General features: G+C 46.8%; 18 protein-coding genes. 13 read left to right on the forward strand and 5 right to left on the reverse strand.

What is annotated here, in order from left to right:
- Positions 1-490 (forward strand): MBL fold metallo-hydrolase RNA specificity domain-containing protein (locus QZL69_RS04275; RefSeq protein ID WP_291518241.1); only part of this gene is annotated, 490 nt, incomplete at its 5' end.
- Between the two features lie 85 nt (positions 491-575).
- Here QZL69_RS04275 and QZL69_RS04280 read toward each other — a convergent pair.
- A complete protein-coding gene (locus tag QZL69_RS04280; protein WP_022213991.1) occupies positions 576-824 on the reverse strand; it encodes a TIGR03905 family TSCPD domain-containing protein in 249 nt (82 codons plus the stop codon).
- A 255-nt stretch (positions 825-1,079) separates the two neighbouring features.
- On the opposite strand from QZL69_RS04280, the gene QZL69_RS04285 reads away from it, so the two are divergent.
- The 8 genes from QZL69_RS04285 to QZL69_RS04320 all read left to right on the forward strand — a co-directional run bounded on the left by QZL69_RS04285 (position 1,080) and on the right by QZL69_RS04320 (position 13,400).
- On the forward strand, positions 1,080-1,784 hold the full coding sequence (locus QZL69_RS04285) for a 5'-methylthioadenosine/adenosylhomocysteine nucleosidase (protein ID WP_022213992.1): 705 nt from the start codon (positions 1,080-1,082) through the stop codon (positions 1,782-1,784).
- Positions 1,785-1,908: 124 nt separating this feature from the next.
- Positions 1,909-2,280: a hypothetical protein gene (locus tag QZL69_RS04290; RefSeq protein ID WP_022213993.1), complete on the forward strand. Its 372-nt coding sequence runs from the start codon at positions 1,909-1,911 to the stop codon at positions 2,278-2,280.
- 19 nt (positions 2,281-2,299) lie between these two features.
- Positions 2,300-3,481 carry a class I SAM-dependent methyltransferase gene (locus tag QZL69_RS04295; RefSeq protein WP_022213994.1) on the forward strand — a complete coding sequence of 394 codons (1,182 nt, stop codon included), beginning with the start codon at positions 2,300-2,302 and terminating at the stop codon, positions 3,479-3,481.
- Positions 3,478-5,928, forward strand: coding sequence for a hypothetical protein (locus QZL69_RS04300; protein WP_022213995.1), 2,451 nt, complete (start codon positions 3,478-3,480; stop codon positions 5,926-5,928). The genes QZL69_RS04295 and QZL69_RS04300 overlap by 4 nt, the downstream gene beginning before the upstream one ends.
- 51 nt (positions 5,929-5,979) lie before the next feature.
- Positions 5,980-7,470, forward strand: coding sequence for a UDP-glucose--hexose-1-phosphate uridylyltransferase (gene galT / locus QZL69_RS04305; protein ID WP_022213996.1), 1,491 nt, complete (start codon positions 5,980-5,982; stop codon positions 7,468-7,470).
- 209 nt (positions 7,471-7,679) lie between these two features.
- Positions 7,680-10,139 carry a beta-propeller domain-containing protein gene (locus tag QZL69_RS04310; protein WP_022213997.1) on the forward strand — a complete coding sequence of 820 codons (2,460 nt, stop codon included), beginning with the start codon at positions 7,680-7,682 and terminating at the stop codon, positions 10,137-10,139.
- 103 nt (positions 10,140-10,242) lie between these two features.
- Complete coding sequence (gene asnS / locus QZL69_RS04315) at positions 10,243-11,634, forward strand: asparagine--tRNA ligase (protein WP_022213998.1); 1,392 nt, start codon at positions 10,243-10,245, stop codon at positions 11,632-11,634.
- 14 nt (positions 11,635-11,648) lie between these two features.
- The gene (locus QZL69_RS04320; RefSeq protein ID WP_022213999.1) at positions 11,649-13,400 is read left to right on the forward strand and encodes a metallophosphoesterase family protein; all 1,752 of its coding nucleotides are present in this window, start codon (positions 11,649-11,651) and stop codon (positions 13,398-13,400) included.
- A 92-nt stretch (positions 13,401-13,492) separates the two neighbouring features.
- On the opposite strand, the gene QZL69_RS04325 is transcribed toward QZL69_RS04320, so the two are convergent.
- The 4 genes from QZL69_RS04325 to murC all read right to left on the reverse strand — a co-directional run bounded on the left by QZL69_RS04325 (position 13,493) and on the right by murC (position 18,531).
- Positions 13,493-14,680: a ribose-phosphate pyrophosphokinase gene (locus QZL69_RS04325; protein ID WP_022214000.1), complete on the reverse strand. Its 1,188-nt coding sequence runs from the start codon at positions 14,678-14,680 to the stop codon at positions 13,493-13,495.
- Positions 14,681-14,682: 2 nt separating this feature from the next.
- Positions 14,683-15,675 (reverse strand): ATP-binding protein, encoded by a 993-nt coding sequence (locus QZL69_RS04330; protein ID WP_022214001.1) that lies wholly within the window; start codon positions 15,673-15,675, stop codon positions 14,683-14,685.
- Positions 15,676-15,700: 25 nt separating this feature from the next.
- Positions 15,701-16,816: a DnaD domain protein gene (locus QZL69_RS04335; protein ID WP_022214002.1), complete on the reverse strand. Its 1,116-nt coding sequence runs from the start codon at positions 16,814-16,816 to the stop codon at positions 15,701-15,703.
- A gap of 335 nt (positions 16,817-17,151) precedes the next feature.
- Entirely contained in the window at positions 17,152-18,531 is a 1,380-nt protein-coding gene (murC, locus tag QZL69_RS04340; protein WP_022214003.1) for a UDP-N-acetylmuramate--L-alanine ligase, read from the reverse strand.
- Between the two features lie 297 nt (positions 18,532-18,828).
- On the opposite strand from murC, the gene QZL69_RS04345 reads away from it, so the two are divergent.
- The 4 genes from QZL69_RS04345 to QZL69_RS04360 all read left to right on the forward strand — a co-directional run.
- Positions 18,829-20,106: a glucose-1-phosphate adenylyltransferase gene (locus QZL69_RS04345; protein WP_022214004.1), complete on the forward strand. Its 1,278-nt coding sequence runs from the start codon at positions 18,829-18,831 to the stop codon at positions 20,104-20,106.
- The gene (glgD, locus tag QZL69_RS04350) at positions 20,103-21,224 is read left to right on the forward strand and encodes a glucose-1-phosphate adenylyltransferase subunit GlgD (protein ID WP_022214005.1); all 1,122 of its coding nucleotides are present in this window, start codon (positions 20,103-20,105) and stop codon (positions 21,222-21,224) included. The genes QZL69_RS04345 and glgD overlap by 4 nt, the downstream gene beginning before the upstream one ends.
- A 76-nt stretch (positions 21,225-21,300) precedes the next feature.
- Entirely contained in the window at positions 21,301-21,597 is a 297-nt protein-coding gene (gene spoVG, locus QZL69_RS04355; protein WP_022214006.1) for a septation regulator SpoVG, read from the forward strand.
- A gap of 273 nt (positions 21,598-21,870) precedes the next feature.
- On the forward strand, positions 21,871-22,664 hold a 794-nt coding region (locus QZL69_RS04360; protein ID WP_330361740.1), incomplete at its 3' end, for a PcsB-like coiled-coil domain-containing protein.

Below are 22,664 nucleotides of genomic sequence, written 5' to 3' on the forward strand. Positions count from 1 at the left end.
AAGAGCACTGCTCGAGGGTGCCGAGGACGTGAAGCTTTTTGGTGAGACTGTCCATGTAGGCGCAGAGATCCGCCAGATGCCGGGAATCAGCGGTCATGCCGATGTCAACGGTCTGATAGACTGGATCAAAGCTTTTGGCGATAAGCCGAAGAAAGTATTTGTAACACACGGCGATGACGAAGTGACAGAGATTTTTGCCCGCCGTCTGCATGATGAGATGGGACTGGACTCCATGGCTCCGTTCAGCGGTACGATCTACGACCTCAAGGCAAACAACTGCATCTATGAGGCACAGGGTATCCGCATCACTAAGGCTTCCGCTTCCCCGAAGGCAAGCAAAGCCGCAAGAGCATTCCAGAAACTGGTTGCCATGGGACAGCGCCTTATGTCCGTTATCCGCAAGAGCGAGGGCATTCCGAACAAAGACCTCGACCGCTTTGCGAGAGATATCCAGTCGCTGTGTGATAAATGGGACAGAGATGATATCTGATACACAGAACAATTTTATAAACATAATAAATCAGCGGAGGTGTCACTGGCACCTCCTCGATATGCAATGCAAAAGGGAGAGGCTTTTATGCCTCTCCTAATGCCTGTTTTAATGCTTTGGAAAGCTGATCCGGGCAGGAAGTCGGTCTGAAACCACAACGGATTCCTTCCAGTCTGCTGATCGCTTCCTTGGCATCCATTCCCTCGATGAGTTTGGCAACACCCTGTGTATTTCCGGAGCAGCCGCCCTGGAATTTCACGTCGTGAACCTTTCCTGCATCGTCAATATCAAATGAAATGGCGCTGGAACAGACACCAGATGTCTTGTATACCATAGTAAAATCCTCCTTTGAATTCAACATTTACGGCAGAATTCCCTGCCGAATTAATATTATAACAGAAAGCAAAAAAAGTTTCCATATAATCTGAAGTTTTGTTATAATGAAAAAACAGTAACGAAATGTTTACTGAAAGCAGAATAGCCAGTGATATAATAAAAAACTGCCATAGAGAATGGGCAGCTACTGGTTTGATAAAATATAAAGAAATTTTTTACAGATAAAACATACACACAGAGGAGAATAACTATTATGAGATGTATTGGTATCATCGGCGCAATGGAAGTAGAAGTAGAGAAACTGAAAGCACGTATGGAGAACGTAGAGATCACACGCAAAGCCTCCATGGAATTTTATGCAGGAACTCTTGAGGGTAAGAACGTAGTCGTAGTCCGCTCCGGGATCGGCAAGGTAAATGCGGCAGTCTGCACACAGATCCTGATCGACGATTTTGACGCAGAAGTTGTCATCAACACCGGTATCGCAGGAAGCCTGAATGCTGATATCAACATCGGAGACCTTGTGATCTCCACAGACCTTGTACATCACGACATGAACGCAGTTGCATTTGGATATCCGGTGGGACAGATCCCGCAGATGGAGACTTTTTCCTTCAAGAGTGATGAGGCTCTGCGTAAACTTGCCGTACAGGCATGCAGAGATGTGAACCCGGATATCGAAGTTTTTGAGGGACGTATCGCATCCGGAGATCAGTTCGTGGCAGATCAGGGAGTCAAGGACGAGATTGTGAAACAGTTCGATGCTTATGCAGTAGAGATGGAGGGCGCAGCGATCGCACAGGCTGCTTACCTCAACAATGTTCCGTTCCTCGTAGTCCGCGCGATCTCTGACAAAGCAGACGGAAGCGCAGAAGTAGATTACCCGACTTTTGAGGCAATGGCAGTAGAACACTGTGTCAAGATGACACTTCGCATCCTGAATCAGATCCAGGGCTGATTGTTACTGCTCACAGCAGCCGTGAACAGTAACGGTTGAAATCGCCTGATTTCTGGCTGAAAACGCACACTACAGACCTAAGTGCATAGACTATTATAGATAGTGGGAAAAACAGGAGAAACTTATGTACTACGACAGATTTTTTCCATTCTATGTAGCATATGCCAATCCCGCTCTTTATGACGGGGAACGGATACAGGAGCAGGAGTTTGCGCTGATGAAATCTTATTATCCCGAGGCAGCAGGCAGGATCCAGGAAAAAGTGGAGGAAGAATGCCAGCTTCTGGATTACGAAGGAAGCAGACTTTATGACGAATATCCGGATAAATTTATGCTGCATCAGCTGTGCAGGCAGATCCGCACGCAGGTAGAAGGTGAAACGGCAGCCCAGGGTGTACCAGACAGCCTTATGGATGATCTCATCCAGGTCCTTCTCTGCCAGGAAATCTCCCGCAGACGATGCAGAAGACGCAGGAACTATGGTTTATATAGATAGAAAGAATTTACAGTAAAATATGAAAACATTACAGGAATTTTTGGAGGAACAGTTTGACCAGGAAATGATGCTGGCGGTCTTGAGCGGACAGCGCAAAAAAGATGCCGATGTCCCGTCCAAAGTGCGTATACGTCCTGTGGAGATCAAAGGAACTGTCTGTTATCAGGCAACTGCGACAGTCGGTCAGAAAGCCATCCACAAGAACTACACACATGAGGAAGTGACTGCCTACATTACAGACTGCCTCGAAGACGGTTTTTCCCAGCTTCAGATACAGGGACAGCGCAAAGATGCTTCCGTTCTTGTCAGCAAGAAGGGTAAACAGACCATGAAAGTAAAACAGCATCCGGCACTGGAACCGGTGAAGATCATGGCACACAACAGGGTAAAGCAGTATATCCTCAAAGAAGGAATACCAGTCCCATTTCTGGTGGATCTCGGCGTAATGAATGCGCAGGGCAAAGTCCACCAGCACTCTTATGACAAATTTAAACAGATCAACCGTTTTCTGGAATTTATCGAGGATATCCTTCCGGCACTTTCCAGAGAGCGGGAGATCACGATTCTGGATTTTGGCTGCGGTAAGTCGTATCTTACTTTTGCCATGTATTATTATCTGAGAGAACTTAAGGGTTATGATGTCAACATCATCGGTCTGGATCTCAAGACAGATGTAATTAAGAAATGCAGCGGACTCGCACAGAAATATGGTTATGAGAAACTGCATTTCCTGCAGGGGGACATCGCAGATTATGACGGCGTTACGAAGGTGGATATGGTCGTGACACTTCATGCCTGTGACAAGGCAACCGATTATGCACTTGCCAAGGCGGTTGAGTGGGGGGCAGAGGTCATCCTTTCCGTGCCGTGCTGCCAGCATGAGCTGAACGACAAGATCCAGAACGAACTTCTCAAACCGGTTCTCAAATATGGAATCCTCAAAGAACGAATGTCCGCGCTCCTGACAGACGGAATCCGCGCGGAACTTCTTGAATCGAAGGGGTACCGTACACAGATCCTTGAGTTCATCGATATGGAGCACACGCCGAAGAATCTTCTGATCCGTGCGGTCAAGACCGGTAAGAAACAGTCCACAGACAGCCTTGCAGAGATGACAGAGGCACTTCACGCAGATCTCATACTTGAGAAACTTCTCTATCCGCAGGGCATCCAGACAGAGAAGGGAGCACAAAAACCATGAAAAATTTTCTCAAACGGTTTTTGATCCTTCTTGTTGTGTTTGTGCTTGGAGTGGCAGGAACCTCATTTCTTATGAACAGTGAGACAACCGATGACCGTTCAGATATGAATGATTCCACCTTACCGGAGGTAATGGTGCAGTTCGGAGATACACTCACGAACCGCATGTACGGATATAAACAGCCTATGGAGACGGATTTTGTCAGGGACAGCGTAACACCTCTGGATACGACAAAGAAATTAACACTTGCAGTAAATCCATATGATGCGAAAGTCAGAAATCTTTCTTACGAGATCCGGACTTCTGATGGAAGCAAGGTCATGGAAAACCGCACGATCAAGAACCTGGAGACAGGTTCTGACGGATATTTAAGGACAGAGATCGAGATTTCTTCCGGGCTTCTGATGAATCAGGAATATTCTTTTCAGATCACGCTTTCGACGAATCATGGTGATGTCTATTACTATACAAGGGTAGTTTCCAGATCTGCAACGTATACCGAGCAGTATGCGAAATTTGCGAGTGACTTCGTACAGATGAGCCTCGATAAAGACCAGGCAGATAATCTGGCAGCTTATATGGAAACGTCAGACAGTGCTTCTTCGAGGAATTTTGCCGGGCTGAATATCAATTCACCGCTTGCTGATATCATCTGGGGAAATCTGAATCCGCAGTTATCCAAGGCGGGAATTCCGATCATCAAGGATATCAATGAAACAACAGCCAGTATTTCTGTTGAATATGAGATCACGGCACCGGATGAAAATGGAAACGCCGAATATTATCTTGTAACAGATTTTTACAGAATGCGATATGACGAGACAAGAATCCGCCTTCTGGATTTTGAGCGTTCTGCAACGCAGGTTTTTGCCCCGTCGCGTTCTGTGATCAGTAACAGTGGGCTTATTCTGGGAGTTCGGAGCAAAAATGTGGATTACATGACGAACGAAGAGGGAAGTGTGACTGCATTTACGCAGAATGGAGATCTGTGGAGCTACGCACCGGATACCGGTAAGTTTGTGGAGATTTTTACCTTCCGCAAGAATGAAAACAGTGATTTTCGTGACGCGCGGGTAGAGCATGATATCACGATTCTGGATGTCGCGGACAACGGCGATGTTGATTTCATGGTTTATGGATATATGAACCGCGGAGCGCATGAGGGCTACAGCGGTGTCGGAATTTACCACTACAACAACGACAAGAGTGTGATTGAAGAGCAGGTATTTATTCCGTGTACGGAGTCTTATGAATTCCTGAAAGAAGATCTTGGAACATTATCTTATGTAAACCAGAATGACCAGTTATTCCTTCTGATTTCGGGAAATCTCTATAGCATTAACATTAATGAAAATACCTATGAAGTTCTGGGTGATCACATTGACAGTGATGACTTCGGAGTTTCTGCAACAAATGCACATGCAGCATGGAAGATTAAGAGCGGGGATCAGGCAGGTCAGATCGAAATGATTGATTTTGATACCATGGAAACCCGGATGATCGCTCCGGAGACAGCACAGAAACTGGTTCTTCTTGGTTTTATGAATGAGGATATCATTTATGGAATCGTTCTGGATGGAGATACACTGCCGAATGCGAACGGCTACGATATAGATGGGATTTCGACTTTCCGTATCGAAGGCTTTGACGGCACGGTAAAGAAGGAGTATCACCAGGATGGACTGTATGTGGCAGGTGTGACGGTTGGATCGACGCTGATGGAATTTAATCTTTTGCAGAAAAACGGCGATATTTACAAAGCTGTCAAAAAAGACAATATCATGAACAACAACACGACTTCAACGGATCTGACAAGTGCGGAGCAGACAAACTCAACCCGCCAGGGTGTGATCGTCCGGCTTACGTTTGATGATTCACCGTCAGCAGAGGAGCCGCTGGTTCTTTATGCGAAGGTGAGCAGCGTCGGTGAGAAGACTGTAGATATCCAGGTGGACAAGAGTTCCACAGAGGAAGTTTATTATGTATATGCCAGAGGCGGTCTGGACAGTGTCTGGACAGATCCGGCAAAAGCAGTCCAGCGTGCTGACAAACAGACAGGAGTTGTTTTGAACCGTGCACAGCAGTATGTATGGGAGCGTGGAAATATGAAGACACAGCTTACCCTGAATACTACGGACATTCCGGAAATCATCCGGACAGCTTCTCTGGATGTTCAGAATCTTCAGAATGGTCTGGGTGACAGTGCAAAGGTTGTCAATCTCAGTGGATGCTCTCTGGAAAATGTGCTTTACGAGGTCAGTGCACAGCGTGCCGTGATCGCCAAGACCGGTGCAGATTCCAGTGTTGTGATCGTTGGATATGATCAGTACAATACCTATTTGCTCGATCCGTCTACAGGAGAAGTGAAGCCATATGGAATGAATGACAGTACAGCACTGTTCCAGAGTGCAGGAAATGTGTTTATCACGTATCTTGATCAGAAATAAATGGAAACAAGTTGTTAAAAAACACCACAAAATGACAGGGGGACAACACATATGTTAAGTAACAGTATTGCAAAACTTGTACAGTATGGAATTGAGTCAGGACTTACACCAGAATGTGAGCGCAGTTACACGATCAACCTTCTTCTTGATGTTTTTCATGAGGATGAATTCGTGGAACCGGAAGAAAAAGCTGCTGATGTAGATTTGGAAGAAACTTTGAACGAGCTTCTGGATGAGGCGGTCAAAAGAGGTCTGATCGAGGACAGTGTTGTCTACCGTGATCTTTTTGATACAAGACTTATGAACTGCCTGATGCCGCGTCCGGCACAGGTTCAGAAGGAGTTCTGGGACAGATATGAGAAGAACCCGCAGGAAGCAACGGATTATTTCTACAAACTGAGCCAGGACAGCAACTATATCCGCCGCTATCGTGTTAAGAAAGACCAGAAATGGAAAGTTAAGAGCCCATACGGAGATATCGACATCACCATCAACCTTTCCAAGCCGGAGAAGGATCCTAAGGCGATCGCTGCAGCAAAGAATGCCAAGGCAAGCAGTTATCCGAAATGCCTTCTGTGCCCGGAAAATGAGGGATATGCAGGCCGTGTAAACCATCCGGCAAGACAGAACCACAGGATCATTCCGATCACGATCAACGATACACCGTGGGGATTCCAGTATTCTCCATATGTATATTACAATGAGCACTGCATCGTGTTCAACAGCCAGCATACACCGATGAAGATCGAGAGAAATGCGTTTATCAAGCTGTTTGATTTTGTGAAACTTTTCCCGCATTATTTCCTTGGTTCCAATGCAGACCTTCCGATCGTTGGCGGTTCTATCCTGAGCCATGACCATTTCCAGGGTGGACATTACACTTTCGCCATGGCAAAAGCTCCGATCGAGAAACATGTGACCATTCCGGGATTTGAGGATGTGGAAGCTGGAATCGTGAAATGGCCGTTATCTGTACTTCGTATCCGTCACAAAGATTCTGACCGTCTGGTGGATCTTGCGACTCATGTGCTGGAAGTATGGAGAGGATACACCGATGAAGCGGCATTTGTTTTTGCAGAGACAGATGGAGAGCCGCATAATACGATTACTCCGATCGCGCGTAAAGTCGGCGATATGTATGAACTTGACCTGACACTGCGAAACAATATCACAACAGAGGAGCATCCTCTTGGTGTTTATCATCCGCATGCTCAGTATCATCACATCAAGAAAGAAAACATTGGTCTGATCGAGGTTATGGGACTTGCAGTTCTTCCGGCGAGACTGAAAGAAGAGCTGGAACTTCTCGAGGAATACATTCTCGAAGGCAAGGATATCGCTTCCAACGAAAAAATCGAGAAACACGCTGCCTGGGCAGCAGAATTCCTGCCGAAATATGACAACATCAACAAGGACAACGTTCATGAGATCCTTCAGAAAGAAGTTGGGATCGTCTTCACCCATGTTCTCGAAGATGCCGGCGTCTACAAATGCACACCGGAAGGCAGAGAGGCATTTATGAGATTTATCGAAACTTTATAAGAACACTAGTATAACAGTTTCCACGAGAGGGACTTCGGCTGTGACAGGCTGAGGCCCCTTTTGTTTATATTCTTTTAACAAAAAAATTTTACAGATAAGCGGGAATGATATGGTACAATAGCGCTAATATAAATAAATGGCACAGGGTAAACTTATAATAACGGAAACAGGGCGAAGCAGTAACAGAAATCATGAGGAGAGGTGACTTTATGAAAGATGATCTGAACAAACCAGAAGATAAGAAGCAGAAACAGCCAAAGTTTGAGAAAAAATCCACAGACCAGCGTACGCAGGCGACACCGCCGGTGGATAACTCTAGTGAGGAGGAGATCCCGGAGTGGAAAAGTTCGATCCGCAGGGAGCCGGTGCAGGAGGAGCAGCCGGAACGTAAGATGCCGGTTATCAATAAAAAGTATATGATAGCGGCGGCAGCGGTCGTTGTGCTGGGAGCGGCGGCGTTTGGCGTGGCACCGCGGCTCATGAAAGATCCGGAGACGAAGAAACAGATCGAGGAAGCGAAGAAGCAGGCTGCGCAGGAAGAAACTGCGAGCGCAGATGAGAGTCAGGAAAGCGCAGAGCAGGGGGAAGAATTACAGGCAGATGAGGCAGCCCTGAAATCGGATACATCAAATGTAACAGAAACAACAGATGAAACAGATATATCAGGCACCGGGCAGCAGGACAGCAAGGCTGATGGTAAGGAAAAAATCGCCACACCTCCAATCACAGGTCTCGCACATGCTGAGAGCTATGAATCTTTATATGAGATCCTGCACAAATGGCAGAGCGACAGCAACAACTGGAACGCAGCAGACGGTGCACGAGGAATTGAATTGTATTCATCTGATGCAGAGACAGATATGGTAAGCGAAAGCACCGCAGATGCTGTTGCCACGGAAGACTCCTCCGCGGCAATGTATCCGTCTGATATTGACTCCGGTTTTACCTATGATGAATCGCAGGAATCCACCGACCATTCAACAACCAATACACAGGAAGAAAACGTTGACGAGGCAGACATTGTCAAGACAGACGGGACCTACATCTATGCGATGAACAGCAGGGGTGATATCCGTATCGTAGATGCCGTTTCCATGAAACTGGTCAGCGAGATCTCCGGCGACCGTAATGCCGATTATATGGAAATGTATTTAAACGGCGACAGCCTCCAGGTGATCCGCCAGCAGGAGACATATATTACTTATAAAGGAGATATCAACCTTTCTTCATCTGACAGCGGCGACCAGGAAACCAACGCACAGAATAACAGCGACAGTAAAGCTAATAAGAACACCGATAAAGACAGCGAAACAGATAACACCGACACCAACACCGTCCGCGCCAGCTACAGCGTCCCGGTGACAACGGTCTCCATCGACACCTATGACATTTCCGACCGTGAGAATCCGAAACAGACAGGAACCTGCCAGCAGGACGGCACATACCTTTCTTCCAGAAGAAATGGAGGGAATCTTTATCTCTTTACTTCCTACTCCCCGGACACCACAGACGGGGTCGATGCAAAAGTAAAATATATTCCGAGGATTGATGACGAGTACATCGCATACGACCACATCTACCTGCCGGCAGCCGAAGAAACAACAGACTACACCTATGACGGCAAAAACTATCTGGTAGCATCCTCCGTCTCCGATGAGAACCCGGATCAGGTCACAGACAGCATGGCAGTTGTCAGCGGCGCAGAGACTTTTTACGTAAGCGAATCCAACATCTATTCTGCTGTTTCCGACTGGACCGCATCCGACACGAAACCGCGCACGGAGGTCGTCCGCATCGGTTATGAGGATGGCTTTTTTACAGAAGGAAGCACCGGTTCCGTATCCGGAGAACTCAACAATAGTTTTTCCATGGATGAATATAACGGAAACCTCCGCCTGGTTACAACAACCGCAGGCTGGAACAAAGATTACAGCGAATATACCAGAACCAACGGACTTTATATCCTTGATGCAGACATGAAAACCATTGGCAAGATCGAGAACCTTGCCGATAACGAAGAGATCAAGTCTGCCCGTTTCATGGGAGATACCGGATACTTTGTCACCTACAGAAACACAGACCCGCTGTTTTCAGCAGATCTTTCTGACCCGACGAAACCGAAGATCATCGGCGAACTCAAGATCACCGGCTTCTCCGAATACCTCCATTTCTACGGAGAAAACAAGCTGCTCGGTATCGGCTGGGAGACAGATCCCGACACAGGCAGCATCGAAGGGCTGAAATGCTCTATGTTCGACATCACAGATCCTTCCGATGTCAAAGAGATTGACCGCATTGTTCTCAAGAATGTATCCATCTGCGATGCGCTTTCCAATTACCGCGCGATCCTGGCATCCCCGGACAAAAACCTCTTCGGTTTTGCCTACGGACTGTATAAGAACAGCGGCACAGGAGACTACTACCACACAGAAGAACAGTATTACTACGGACTTCTTTCCTACAGCGAAGAAGACGGTTTTGTTCCGGGAGCATACCTGAACATCACACAGAGCGGTCTGTTTGACGATGCACTCACCAATACGGAATACCGCACCATGAGAGGCATTTATATTTCAGATACGTTTTATCTTGTTACAGAAAACGGCATCAGTTCTTACGATATGACAGACGGATATAAACTTACAGATACTCTTCTCTGGGAATCATAAGAAATCCCGTAATCTCTCATATTTACTCCTTGCAGGAATCAGACGAATAGTCTATACTAGAAATCAATTGGATGAGAAATGAAAGACAGAGAGGAAACAGATTATGAAGCTTACAACTGTAAGAGAAATTTACAAAAACAGAGAACAATATATGAACCAGGAAGTGACAGTAGGAGGCTGGGTCCGCAGCGTCCGTGGTTCCAAAGCATTTGGATTCATCGTCCTTCATGACGGAACCTATTTCGAGACACTTCAGATCGTATATCACGACACCATGGAGAATTTTGCTGAGATCAGCAAATTAAACGTAGGTGCTGCCATCATCGTCAAAGGAACCCTCGTTCCGACACCGGAAGCAAAGCAGCCGTTTGAGATCCAGGCAGAGGAAGTACAGGTAGAAGGCGCATCCGCACCGGACTACCCGCTTCAGAAGAAACGCCATACTCTTGAATACTTAAGAACCATGACACACTTAAGACCGAGAACAAACACTTTCCAGGCAGTATTCCGTGTACGTTCCCTGTGCGCTTATGCGATCCACAAATTCTTCCAGGAGAGAGGATTTGTTTACGTTCATACACCACTGATCACAGGAAGCGACTGTGAGGGTGCAGGAGAGATGTTCCAGGTAACCACACTGGATATGAAGAACCCGCCGCTGAACGAGGACGGAACTGTAGACTACAGCAAGGACTTCTTTGGCAAGGAGACAAACCTCACTGTAAGCGGACAGCTCAACGGCGAGACTTATGCACAGGCATTCCGCAACATCTACACCTTCGGACCGACCTTCCGTGCAGAGAACTCCAACACCACACGTCATGCTGCTGAGTTCTGGATGATCGAGCCAGAGTGTGCATTTGCAGACCTCAACGACAACATGGATCTCGCAGAAGCAATGCTCAAATACGTGATCCGTTATGTACTTGAGAACGCTCCGGAAGAAATGAACTTCTTCAATTCCTTCATCGACAAGGGACTTCTGGATCGTCTGAACCACGTAGTAAATTCCGAATTCGGTCATGTAACCTACACAGAAGCAATTGAGCTTCTTGAGAAAAACAACGACAAATTCGACTACAAAGTATTCTGGGGATGCGACCTTCAGACAGAGCATGAGCGCTATCTGACAGAGCAGATCTTTAAGAAACCTGTATTCGTTACAGATTATCCGAAGGAGATCAAAGCATTCTACATGAAACTGAATGACGACGGCAAGACCGTTGCAGCTATGGACTGCCTTGTTCCTGGAATCGGAGAGATCATCGGAGGAAGCCAGAGAGAGGACGACTACGAGAAACTGAAATTCCGTATGGATGAACTCGGACTCAAAGCCGAGGATTATCAGTTCTACATGGATCTCCGTAAATACGGTTCTACCCGTCATTCCGGATACGGACTTGGATTCGAACGTTGTGTAATGTATCTGACAGGAATGGGCAACATCCGTGACGTGATCCCGTTCCCGAGAACTGTAAATAACTGTGATTTATAAGGAGTAGTAATTAAATGATAAGATTTATTCATCTTGCAGATGTACACCTGGGGGCAGTGCCGGATCGAGGCTGCCCGTGGAGTCGCGAGCGGGAAGAAGAAATCTGGGAAACTTTCCGCCGGGTGATTGCGACAATACGCAAGAGCCCGGTGGATTTGCTGTTTATAGCCGGAGATCTCTTTCATCGACAGCCTCTTCTAAGCGAACTGAGAGAGATAAATGACCTTTTTGGCACGATCAGTCAGACCAGAGTCTTTCTTATGGCCGGAGACAGCGATTATATGAGGAAGGATTCTTTCTACCGGACATTCAAATGGAATCAGAATGTGTCATTTTTTGACGGAGAGAGCCATACCTGTATTGAGATTCCGGAGAAAAACGTCTATGTATATGGTCTGAGTTACGAACATAAGGAGATTCACGAAGCACTTTATGATGGCTGGAAGAAATCTGATAAAAGAGGATTTCACGTTCTGATGGCGCATGGTGGAGATACTGAGCATATCCCGATGGATTTCCGTAAACTGGCAGACGGTGGATTTGATTATATTGCACTTGGACATAAGCACCAGCAGCAGGCACCGTTCAAGGACTGGATGCTGTATTCCGGTGCGCTGGAGCCGATCGACAGGAATGACCTGGGAGAGCATGGATATATAGAAGGAACCTACGGTGAAGGTAAAGTAAGGACGCACTTCGTACCGTTTGCCAGCCGTTCTTACCAGAATCTTCTTCTGACAGTCAAAGAAGGTTCTACACAGCATACGTTGGAGGAAATGTTGCGTAACGAGATCATGAAGCGTGGCGGAAAAAATATCTACCGTATCATCATACAGGGAACCCGCTCCCCGGGAAGCCTTCTTCTCGCAGAACGCCTCAAAACAATGGGAAATATCGTGGAAGTTCTGGACGAGTCCCGTCCGGCATATGATCTTGAGAAACTGCACGAACAATATAAGGGAACCCTGATCGGGGACTATATCGAACAGTTTGCAGATAGCGGCAGCAGACCTGTCGTAGAGGACAAGGCACTTTATCACGGCCTGCAGTCCCTTTTGAATGCTTCTGTGCTTGTAAACGGGCGTGTTATGCAGGACGCAGAACAGAAGGATCTCGGACGCATTTTACAGATGCTCAAGATGTCCCGCAAGGGTTATCAGGTGCAGGTAGAACGCCGGAAGAAAGAGAATCTTGCTGAGAAACAGAAGATCCGTACCTCTATTGACCATATGAACAGGGAACTTCATGAACTGGAGGAAGAGAGAATTGAAATGCGCGCGCAGGAGGATTCTTTACGCAGACTGGATGGAGGTCACGGAGAGGGATTTTCGGAAGAACGTATTCAACAGCTGGAACGCAGAAATCAGATACAGGCAGCCGGAATCTGTGTAACATTGATTCTGTTTCTGGCAGGTGCACTCATTCTTGGCGTACATTTCAAAGAAACGATGCTGGCACTGGTAGCAGCCGCAGCCGGAATCTGCCTCGTGCTGCTGGAAGGCTTTTTCAATATGAAAACCATCCGTGAGCTTGAGAAGCGTCGGAGAGTCAAGAAGCGTTTCCTTGCGCGTCAGGACCGCTTACAGTCCGGCAAAGATGATCTCGATGAAGCAATCAAAGAAAAGGAGATCAGCCTGTCAAACCTGATGGAAGAGTACCAGGAAGTCGAAGACTATACATACCTTCCGATCGCAGAGGAGATAGAGATCGATTCCCTTAATCTGGCAATGTCCACGATCCAGAAGCTTGCAGGAGATCAGAACTAATATACTTATAAATTCAAATACCCCGCAGAGAAGATGCAAGAAACATCCTCCCCGCGGGGTATTTATTATGGAAGAAAAAATGTAATCAGATATTATTTCTCGTCATACTGAGCCATATAATTGGACACGCAGCGCTTGATCCTGTCTGCCGGGTTCAGCAGGTGGCTGACAGACATATCATGGTTCAGAGTGTCGATGATCAGGGCGATATACTTACTCATATCACAGCTGATGTAGTATGGCTTCGCAAGAAGTTCCGGAGTCTGATAGATCAGGTTGGTGGTCAGAAGCTTATCAAAGATTCCGTTTCTTGCAGCATCGTCAAACTTCTCAAGTCCGTCTGTAAAGAAGCCGAAGGTTGTGCAGATATAGATCCTGCCTGCACCACGTTTCTTGAGGAGAGATGCGATCTCAAGGATACTGTATCCGGAGGAGATCATATCGTCGATCAGGATAACGTCCTTGCCCTCGAGCTTCGGTCCAAGAAACTCGTAAGCTGCGATCGGATGACGACCGTTTACCTTGCGGGTGTAGTCCAGTCTGCGGTAGTACATACCCATGTCAACACCGAGGACGTTGGCAAGGTAGATCGCTCTTCTCATACTTCCTTCATCCGGGCTGATGATCATGAAATGGTCATTGTCGATATGAAGTCCCTCTTCGTTCTTAAGAAGAGCCTTAATGAACTGATAAGCCGGCTGGATGGTCTCAAAACCATGAAGCGGAGTAGCATTCTGTACACGCGCATCATGTGCGTCAAAAGTGATGATGTTCTCTACGCCCATTCCGGTCAGTTCCTGGAGTGCAGATGCACAGTCCAGAGATTCACGGCCAGTACGTTTGCTCTGGCGGCTCTCATAAAGGTACGGCATGATGACATTGACACGGCGTGCTTTGCCGCCGATCGCTGCAATCACACGTTTCAGATCCTGAAAATGGTCGTCCGGAGACATCAGGTTGGTGAATCCGCTGATACGGTAAGTCAGGCTGTAGTTGGTTACATCTACCATAAGATAGATATCATCACCACGGACAGATTCATTGACCTCACCCTTACCTTCACCGGAGCCAAAACGAGGAGTTTTGACATCGACAATGTAAGAATCGCGCTGATATCCTTCAAATGCGAAGGACTGCATTTCTGCGTGGTCTCTTTCGTTTCTCCATTTAACAAGCCATTCATTGACCTTTTCGCCAAGGGGACGACAGCTTTCCAGAGGGATGAGTCCCAGTCTTCCTACTGGAAGTGTAGTCAGTTCCTTGTTGTTTAACTGTGCCATCTTTATTTTCCTCCTAAAAATATTTTCTGTATTCGGATGTCTTTGCCGATCAGTTTCAACATCTGATAGTTGCTCGCGATCCGGGAAAAAGTTCTCTCGGAATACGTGGCTGAGAAATCCTCAAGCGTCAGATTCGTTGAAATGACCGTGGATTTACGCCGGGCAATACGCTCGTTGATGCACAAAAATAACTGCGAGGACACAAAGCTGTTGGTCAGCTCCGTACCCAGATCATCAATGATCAGTAGATCACAGTCCAGGATAAAATTTTCGCCGGGGTCGGTTTCGGATTTTCTGGAAAAAGCTGTCTGAGCCATGCTGTCAAACAGATCAAACGCAGAAAAATACAAAACACAGTGAGAACTCTCCAGAAGTGCATTGGCGATACAGTGGGAAAGAAAAGTCTTGCCTACACCGGTGCTGCCATAGAAAAACAGATTCTGGAAGCGGGAGTCAAAATCCTGCACAAAGTTCCAGGCGGTATCGTAAGCCCGCTGTGCTGTCTGGCGGGCAGTTAATCCTGTTGCTTCATTTTTTATTGTATCAGAATACCAGTCAAAAGAAAAGTGCTCAAAATTTTCTTTTTTGAGAATCTCTGTAAGATTTGACTGTGTATAAAGAAGCTCGATCTCTGCTTTTTTGAAACAGGCGCATTTGCGGTGGCCGTCAGTATATCCTGTATCCTGACATTCACGGCAGAAATAATGCGGTTTCAGGTAATCCGCAGGAAACCCGTTTGCCTTGAGAAGAGAGATCCGCTCATTGGCAAGCGCAGCAACCTCCTCGCGCAGTTCCTCGATGGAAGCCGGCTGTCCGAGAAGCAATGCACGGGCCTTACGGGCACTCAAAGATGCGACTTCCTGGTCGATTTCCAGGAGTCTGGGAACTCGTGTATACGCTTCTTTGCGCCGCTCCTCGAGGGCACGCTGGACCTCTGACTGACGGCGGCTATATTCTCTCATGATGGTATCATATTGAAAATTCTGTAAAGCCACGCTTTCCTCCTTATGTGTAAAAAGCTTACTGATTCAGCAGATGCTTCTCATATTCGCTGAAATCATATTCTCTCTGTTCGAAATTGTTAAAACGGTTATTGGAAGCAGGTGCGGCCGGTTTCCTGGAGGCAGCCTTCTTGCTCTGGCGGCGTTTCTGGTGCTCATCATCCAGAGAACGGATGTCGTCGAGAGTTTTGACTTCTTTCTTCTTCCAGCCCTCGAGGATCTTGTCCGTGTACTGGAAACTTGCCTGTCCGGTCTGGAGAACGGTACGGTTACATGCCTCCTGGATGATCTCCATGGAAAAACAATACGTCTTGAGCCAGGTATCCATAAGCGTGATCTCTGTCTCAACCGGGTTACGGTTCGTGATCCCCAGCGCCTTGAGAATCGTAAAATATTCCTTATTATAACGTGAATTGGAACGCTTCGCCTGCTCGACAGTAGTGATGCCTTCCTCAGCCCAGGCAATGGCAACCTTCTCAATGTAACGGATGCTCTTGTGATTGTGGCTGACGCAGTATTCAAGAAGATACTCGATCAGATCCGCGCTTAAGCCAAGCCCGTCATAAAAGAAGAGCAGCTTCTGGCTCTCCGTAGGGGAGAGCGTCTTGCCGAGGTACTGCTCTGCGATATAAAGGATCTGGATGATCTCCTCATTCTGCTTCAGCTCGCGGATACGCTCAGGGGTCAGTTCCTGCTTCTTGTCAGAAGAAGCTTTGCCAGTGGGAACAGAAGGTTCCACAGCGGCGGAAGGAGCTGATGCAGCCTGAATGGCCGGCTGTTCTACGGTGGAAACGGTCTCCACAGAAGCAGAGACAGAAGACGCATTCTCCGTATGTTTATCCGGAGAGAGCAGTGCAATCCCGCAGAGTTTATCACTGTCTGTGAAATCAAGGACAAGGAGCTCCTGCTTTGCCCAGTATTTCAGCGCACGGAGGATGTCCCTCTCTGTGCACAGCAGACGGTCTGCCATCTGCTCCAGACTGAAAGAAACCGGAGCATTGGAGAGTGAACGCAAAAGATAGATATACACTTTGACGAATTCCCCGTTTGCCTCCGGCATATAATTGTCGATAAATGTGTTCGATAAGATCGTGACCTCCGTCATGGAGGAGTTTTGTAAGGTGATCATTGCCATGAAATATCGCTCACTTTCCAAGAAAAAATTCCGGTTAAATGCCGCCGAAACAGCGGCAGTCTGGAACAATTGGATTATAGCACAACCTTTTTCAAAAGAGAATAGGGTATTTTTCGGTAAAAGATTTCCACACTAAAATGTGGATAATGTGGATAATGTGGAAAGTGAAATCGGGATAAAATTATCTGCAACCATGATAAATGTCGATAAAACGTGCAAATCAGCGCATTTTTGCAGGTTTCCACATACACTTATGTAAACACTCCAGGGTAATAAAAATCCACATGCTATACACCGTCCAAAATGTGTATAAGCATGTGGATAATGTGGATAACTTACTTGCCGAGGAGCTGTTCTCCAATATTTACAACGTCTCCGGCCCCCATAGTTATCAACAGGTCACCCTGTGTACAATTTTCAAGCAAAAAGTTCTCGATTTCGTCAAAAGTCGGGAAATATTCGCACGGAGTACCGATCTCAGAGATCAGTTCCTGCAGGTTTGCGGAGGAAATTCCGAGGTTATCAGTCTCTCTGGCTGCATAAATATCAGCAAGAACGACATGATCTGCCAGAGAAAGAGCCTTGGCAAATTCCGGAAGCAGAGCCTTGGTACGTGTATAAGTATGCGGCTGGAAAACACACCAGATCTTTTTGTGTGGATAATTCTTTGCTGCATGGAGAGTTGCCTCGATCTCTGTCGGATGATGTGCATAATCATCGATGATCGTAACGCCGCCGATTTGTCCCTTGTACTGGAAACGGCGGTCTGTTCCTGTGAAGTCCTTAAGTCCCTCAAAGATCACTTCGTTGGAAAGTTCCAGAAGCTGTCCGCAGGCGATGGATGCCAGCGCATTGGAAACATTGTGGATTCCCGGAACGCGGAGAGTGCAGGTTCCGATCGGCTCACCGTTATGGAGTACGCGGAAAGTGGCATGTCCGAATTCATCGTATGTGATATTGTCGGCTGTGTAGTCGGCTTCTTTCTCAAGACTGTAGGTGATGACTTTGCATGGAAGATCCTTCGCGATCTCCTCGTATTTCGGAGTATCTGCGTTGATGATGAGTGCACCGTCTGCCGGAAGAAGTTCTGCAAACTTACGGAAAGAATGACGGATGTCATCGATATCCTTGAAGAAATCCAGATGATCCGCATCCATGTTCAGGATGATGCTGATCTTCGGGAAAAAGCTCAGGAAGCTGTTGGTGTACTCGCAGGCTTCGGTGAGGAAAGTCTCTGACTGACCGACACGGATATTTCCGCCGATCGCCGGAAGGATACCGCCGACACTGATGGTCGGGTCGCATTCACCTTTGAGCAGAATGTGGGAGATCATAGAAGTTGTGGTAGTCTTGCCATGAGTTCCAGATACTGCGATCGGGGTGTCGTAATTGCGCATGATCTGTCCGAGAAGCTGCGCTCTGGTGAGCATCGGGATGCCTTTCTCCTTTGCACAGGCGAATTCCGGGTTGTCCGGATGGATGGCTGCTGTGTAAACAACAACGTCAACAGAGTCCTTGATGTTGGAAGCACGCTGTCCGTAGTAGAGGGTAGCCCCTTTTTTCTCGAGAAGAGTGGTCAGCGGGCTTTTCTTCGCGTCAGAGCCGGAGATGGTGAATCCCTCTTCCAGAAGGACCTCAGCCAGTCCGCTCATGCTGATTCCGCCAATACCAATGAAATGGATGGCGATCGGTTTATGAAAGTCTATCTGATACATAATGATAATCTCCTTAATTTATTAACTGTGAAAATACGAAACAGTTACGCTAATATTATACCCCTTGAGGGTGGAAATGAAAAGTCTAAGTTTGATGGATGAAAAAATATACAATAAAATGTCGAAAAATTGTGCAAAACTCACATAAAAAGTAATGCGATGTTTTTTTGTAACACAAAAAACGTGTGCAATAAATATAAAAAACACAAAGTTTGCACAAAAAAATTGTAAATAATGTTCACTAATCTTGATGAGTATGGTATAATTAAAAAATCAAACAAAACAAGAGGTGAGTGCATGATTAAGAAAGAGATGATCGCCATGCTGCTGGCTGGCGGTCAGGGCAGCAGACTTGGAGTATTGACAGCTAAGGTAGCGAAACCAGCGGTCGCCTTTGGGGGAAAATATCGTATCATTGATTTTCCGCTGAGTAACTGTATTAATTCAGGCATTGACACAGTGGGCGTTCTGACGCAGTATCAGCCATTGCGTCTGAATACACATATCGGAATCGGAATCCCGTGGGATCTGGACAGGAATGAGGGCGGTGTGACCGTATTGCCTCCATATGAGAGGAGCGACAACAGCGAATGGTACACCGGAACAGCAAATGCGATTTTCCAGAATCTCGATTACATGGAGCAGTATAATCCGGATTATGTGCTGATTCTTTCCGGCGACCACATCTACAAGATGGACTATGAGATCATGCTGAATTTCCACAAGGCAAACAAAGCGGATATCACAATTGCATGTATGCCTGTCCCTATGGAGGAAGCAAGCCGTTTCGGCATCATGGTGACTGACGAGACAGGACGTGTGAAGGAATTCGAGGAGAAACCGGAGAAGCCGAGCAGCAATCTGGCTTCTATGGGAATTTACATATTTAGCTGGCCTGTGCTGAAGGAGGCTCTGATCGCACTTAAGGCACAGAGCAACTGTGACTTTGGCAAGCATATCCTTCCTTATTGTAAGGACAAGGGGCAGAGACTTTTTGCCTACGAATACAGTGGATACTGGAAGGATGTTGGAACTCTGGGATCTTATTGGGAAGCCAATATGGAACTGATCGACATTGTTCCGGAGTTCAATCTTTATGAAGAATACTGGCGGATCTATACCAAGGGAGATATTATCCCGCCTCAGTATATCGCAGCGGATGCAGTGACAGACTGCTGTCTGATCGGCGAGGGCACGGAGATCTACGGAGAGGTCTATCATTCCGTCATCGGACCGAATGTCGTGATCGGCAAGGGAACGGTTGTGAAGGATTCCATCATTATGAGGAACACTGTAATAGGAGAGAACTCCGTTCTGGACAAGGCGATCATAGCAGAGGATGTCACCGTTGGCGATAACGTTATCATTGGATGCGGAGAAGAGGCGAAGAACGTCCTCAAGCCTGCAGTTTATGCGTTCGGACTTGCTACGATCGGAGAGCAGAGCGTCATACCGGACAATGTTAAGATAGGAAGAAACACTGCAATTTCAGGAATTACTGCAGCGGAGGATTATCCGAACGGAATTCTTGAGAGTGGACAGGTGATCAAAGCAAAGGATGGTGAGCAGTCATGAAGGCAATCGGGATTATCCTTGCAGGCGGCAACAACAGCCGTATGCGGGAATTGTCGGACAAGAGAGCAATCGCAGCAATGCCGGTAGCCGGAAGTTACCGCAGTATAGATTTCGCACTGAGCAATATGGCAAATTCACACGTACAGAAAGTTGCCGTACTGACCCAGTACAACGCAAGATCCCTCAACGAACACTTAAGTTCCTCCAAATGGTGGGACTTCGGCCGTAAGCAGGGAGGACTTTTCGTATTTACCCCTACGATCACCAAGGACAACAGCCTGTGGTATCAGGGAACAGCAGATGCCATTTACCAGAACATTGATTTCCTCAAGAAAAGCCATGAGCCGTATGTTGTGATCGCATCCGGCGACTGCATCTACAAGATGGATTACAACAAGGTTCTGGATTTCCATATTTCGAAACGTGCAGACATCACTGTTGTATGTACGACATGTAAGGACCAGAGTGAAGTAGAGCGTTTTGGCGTGGTCCGCATGAATGATGACTGTAGGATCGAAGAATTCGAAGAGAAACCGATCGTATCCAATTACAATACGATCTCTACCGGTATTTATGTCATCAGGCGCCGCCAGCTGATTGAGCTTCTGGAGCGCGCTGCCCAGGAAGGCAGACATGATTTTGTAAACGATATCCTTATCCGTTACAAAAACCTCAAACGAATTTACGGCTATAAGATAGATACATACTGGAGCAATATTTCCACTGCGGAAGCATATTATCGGACCAATATGGCATTCCTGCAGCCGGAGATCCGGAACTATTTCTTCAAACAGGAACCGGCGATCAAGACCAGGATCGACGACCTTCCACCGGCGAAGTACAATCCGGGAGCAGTCGTAAAGAACAGTCTTGTTGCAAGCGGATGCATCATCAATGGTACAGTTGAGAATTCTGTGCTGTTCAAGGATGTTTACGTAGGCAACAACTGTGTGATCAGGAATTCCGTGATCCTCAATGATGTTTATCTGGGCGATAATGTCCGGATCGAGAACTGCATCGTTGAGAGCCGAGATACGATCAGGGCAGATTCCTGTTACACCGGTGAGGACGGCAAGGTTCGTATCATTGTAGAAAAGAATGAAAGGTACGCATTATAATCAGGTCGCTGGTAATGGTGGCAGATAAATACAGAATCAAACTGTGCGTATGAAAAATGAAAGGGGCAGCAAACAAATGAATATTACAGATGTACGTGTGAGAAAGATTGCAAAAGAAGGAAAGATGAAAGCGGTCGTTTCGATCACAATAGATGATGAATTTGTAGTACATGATATCAAGGTGATCGAGGGAGAAAAGGGATTGTTCATCGCAATGCCGAGCCGCAAGGCAAGTGACGGAGAATACCGTGATATCGCACATCCGATCAATTCGCAGACAAGAGACCATATCCAGTCTCTGATCCTGGAGAAATATCAGGAACTTCTGAATACGGAAGACGGAGAGGAACTGGAGGAAGCTGCGGCGGAATAACAGATGCCAGTTGCACCAGCCTGTTGGGAGAGATCCCGGCGGGCTGTTTTTTTGTGCAGAATTGATGACAGATCTGCCTGGGGTGGTGCTGCGGAGAAAGTGGCAGACTGGTTTTACGGTGTAATTTTTTTGTAACAGATATAGTGTATATGCGGTAAAATCGGGGATTTTTATTTGAAATGTTACATGAATGTTACAAAAATTAAATAAAAGTGTTGATTTTATGAAAAAATGTGTTATACTAAGGACACAAAAAAATTATGAGGTGTTTATATGAAAAGTAAGAAAGTTCTTTCACTGCTGATAACATGTGCAATGACTGCTTCTATGGGAACAACCGTATTCGCTTCTACAGAAGATCAGATAGCCGCAGCACAGGCTCAGAAGCAGGAAGCGCAGGCAGGACTTGACCAGGCACAGGCAAACATCAGTGGCCTGGAGAGCAAGAAACAGGAACTCGAATCCTACCTGTCAGAACTGAATTCACAATATAATGAACTGACAGAGAGCATTTCCCAGTTAAGCACACAGGCCGCTGAGAAAGAGGACGAGTTAAACAAAGTCAAGGTTGCACTCGCCAGTGCGAAGAAGGCAGCCATCAAGCAGAAGGAAGCAATGTCCGACCGTATCCAGTACATATATGAGCACGGCGGCACAACCATGTTTGAGGCACTGATCTCAGCCGGAAGTCTTTCCGAGCTCCTGAATCAGGCAAACAACATTTCCGAGCTGTCCAAATACGACAGAAACATGCTTGAGAAATACGAGGCAACACAGCAGAATATCGCCGATCAGCAGCAGAAGATCGAGGAGGAATCCGCTTCCATCAATACTATGCTCGCAGAGAAAGGCTCCAAGCAGCAGGAGGTTCAGAACCTTGTTGCTACAACAAGCGATAACATCAGCTCCTATGTAAATCAGATCAGCGCAAGTCAGGAAGAAGCGAATGCTCTGATGGCAGAGGTCAACAACGCAGACAATGATATCGCAGTCCTGATGGAGCAGGCTGAGCAGGAGCGTGCAGCTGAGGAAGCAGCGGCTCAGGCAGCAGCCGAGGCAGCGGCAGC

Source organism: Blautia sp. CAG:237 (assembly GCF_000436615.1).
Classification (GTDB): Bacteria; Bacillota; Clostridia; order Lachnospirales; family Lachnospiraceae; genus Blautia_A; species Blautia_A intestinihominis.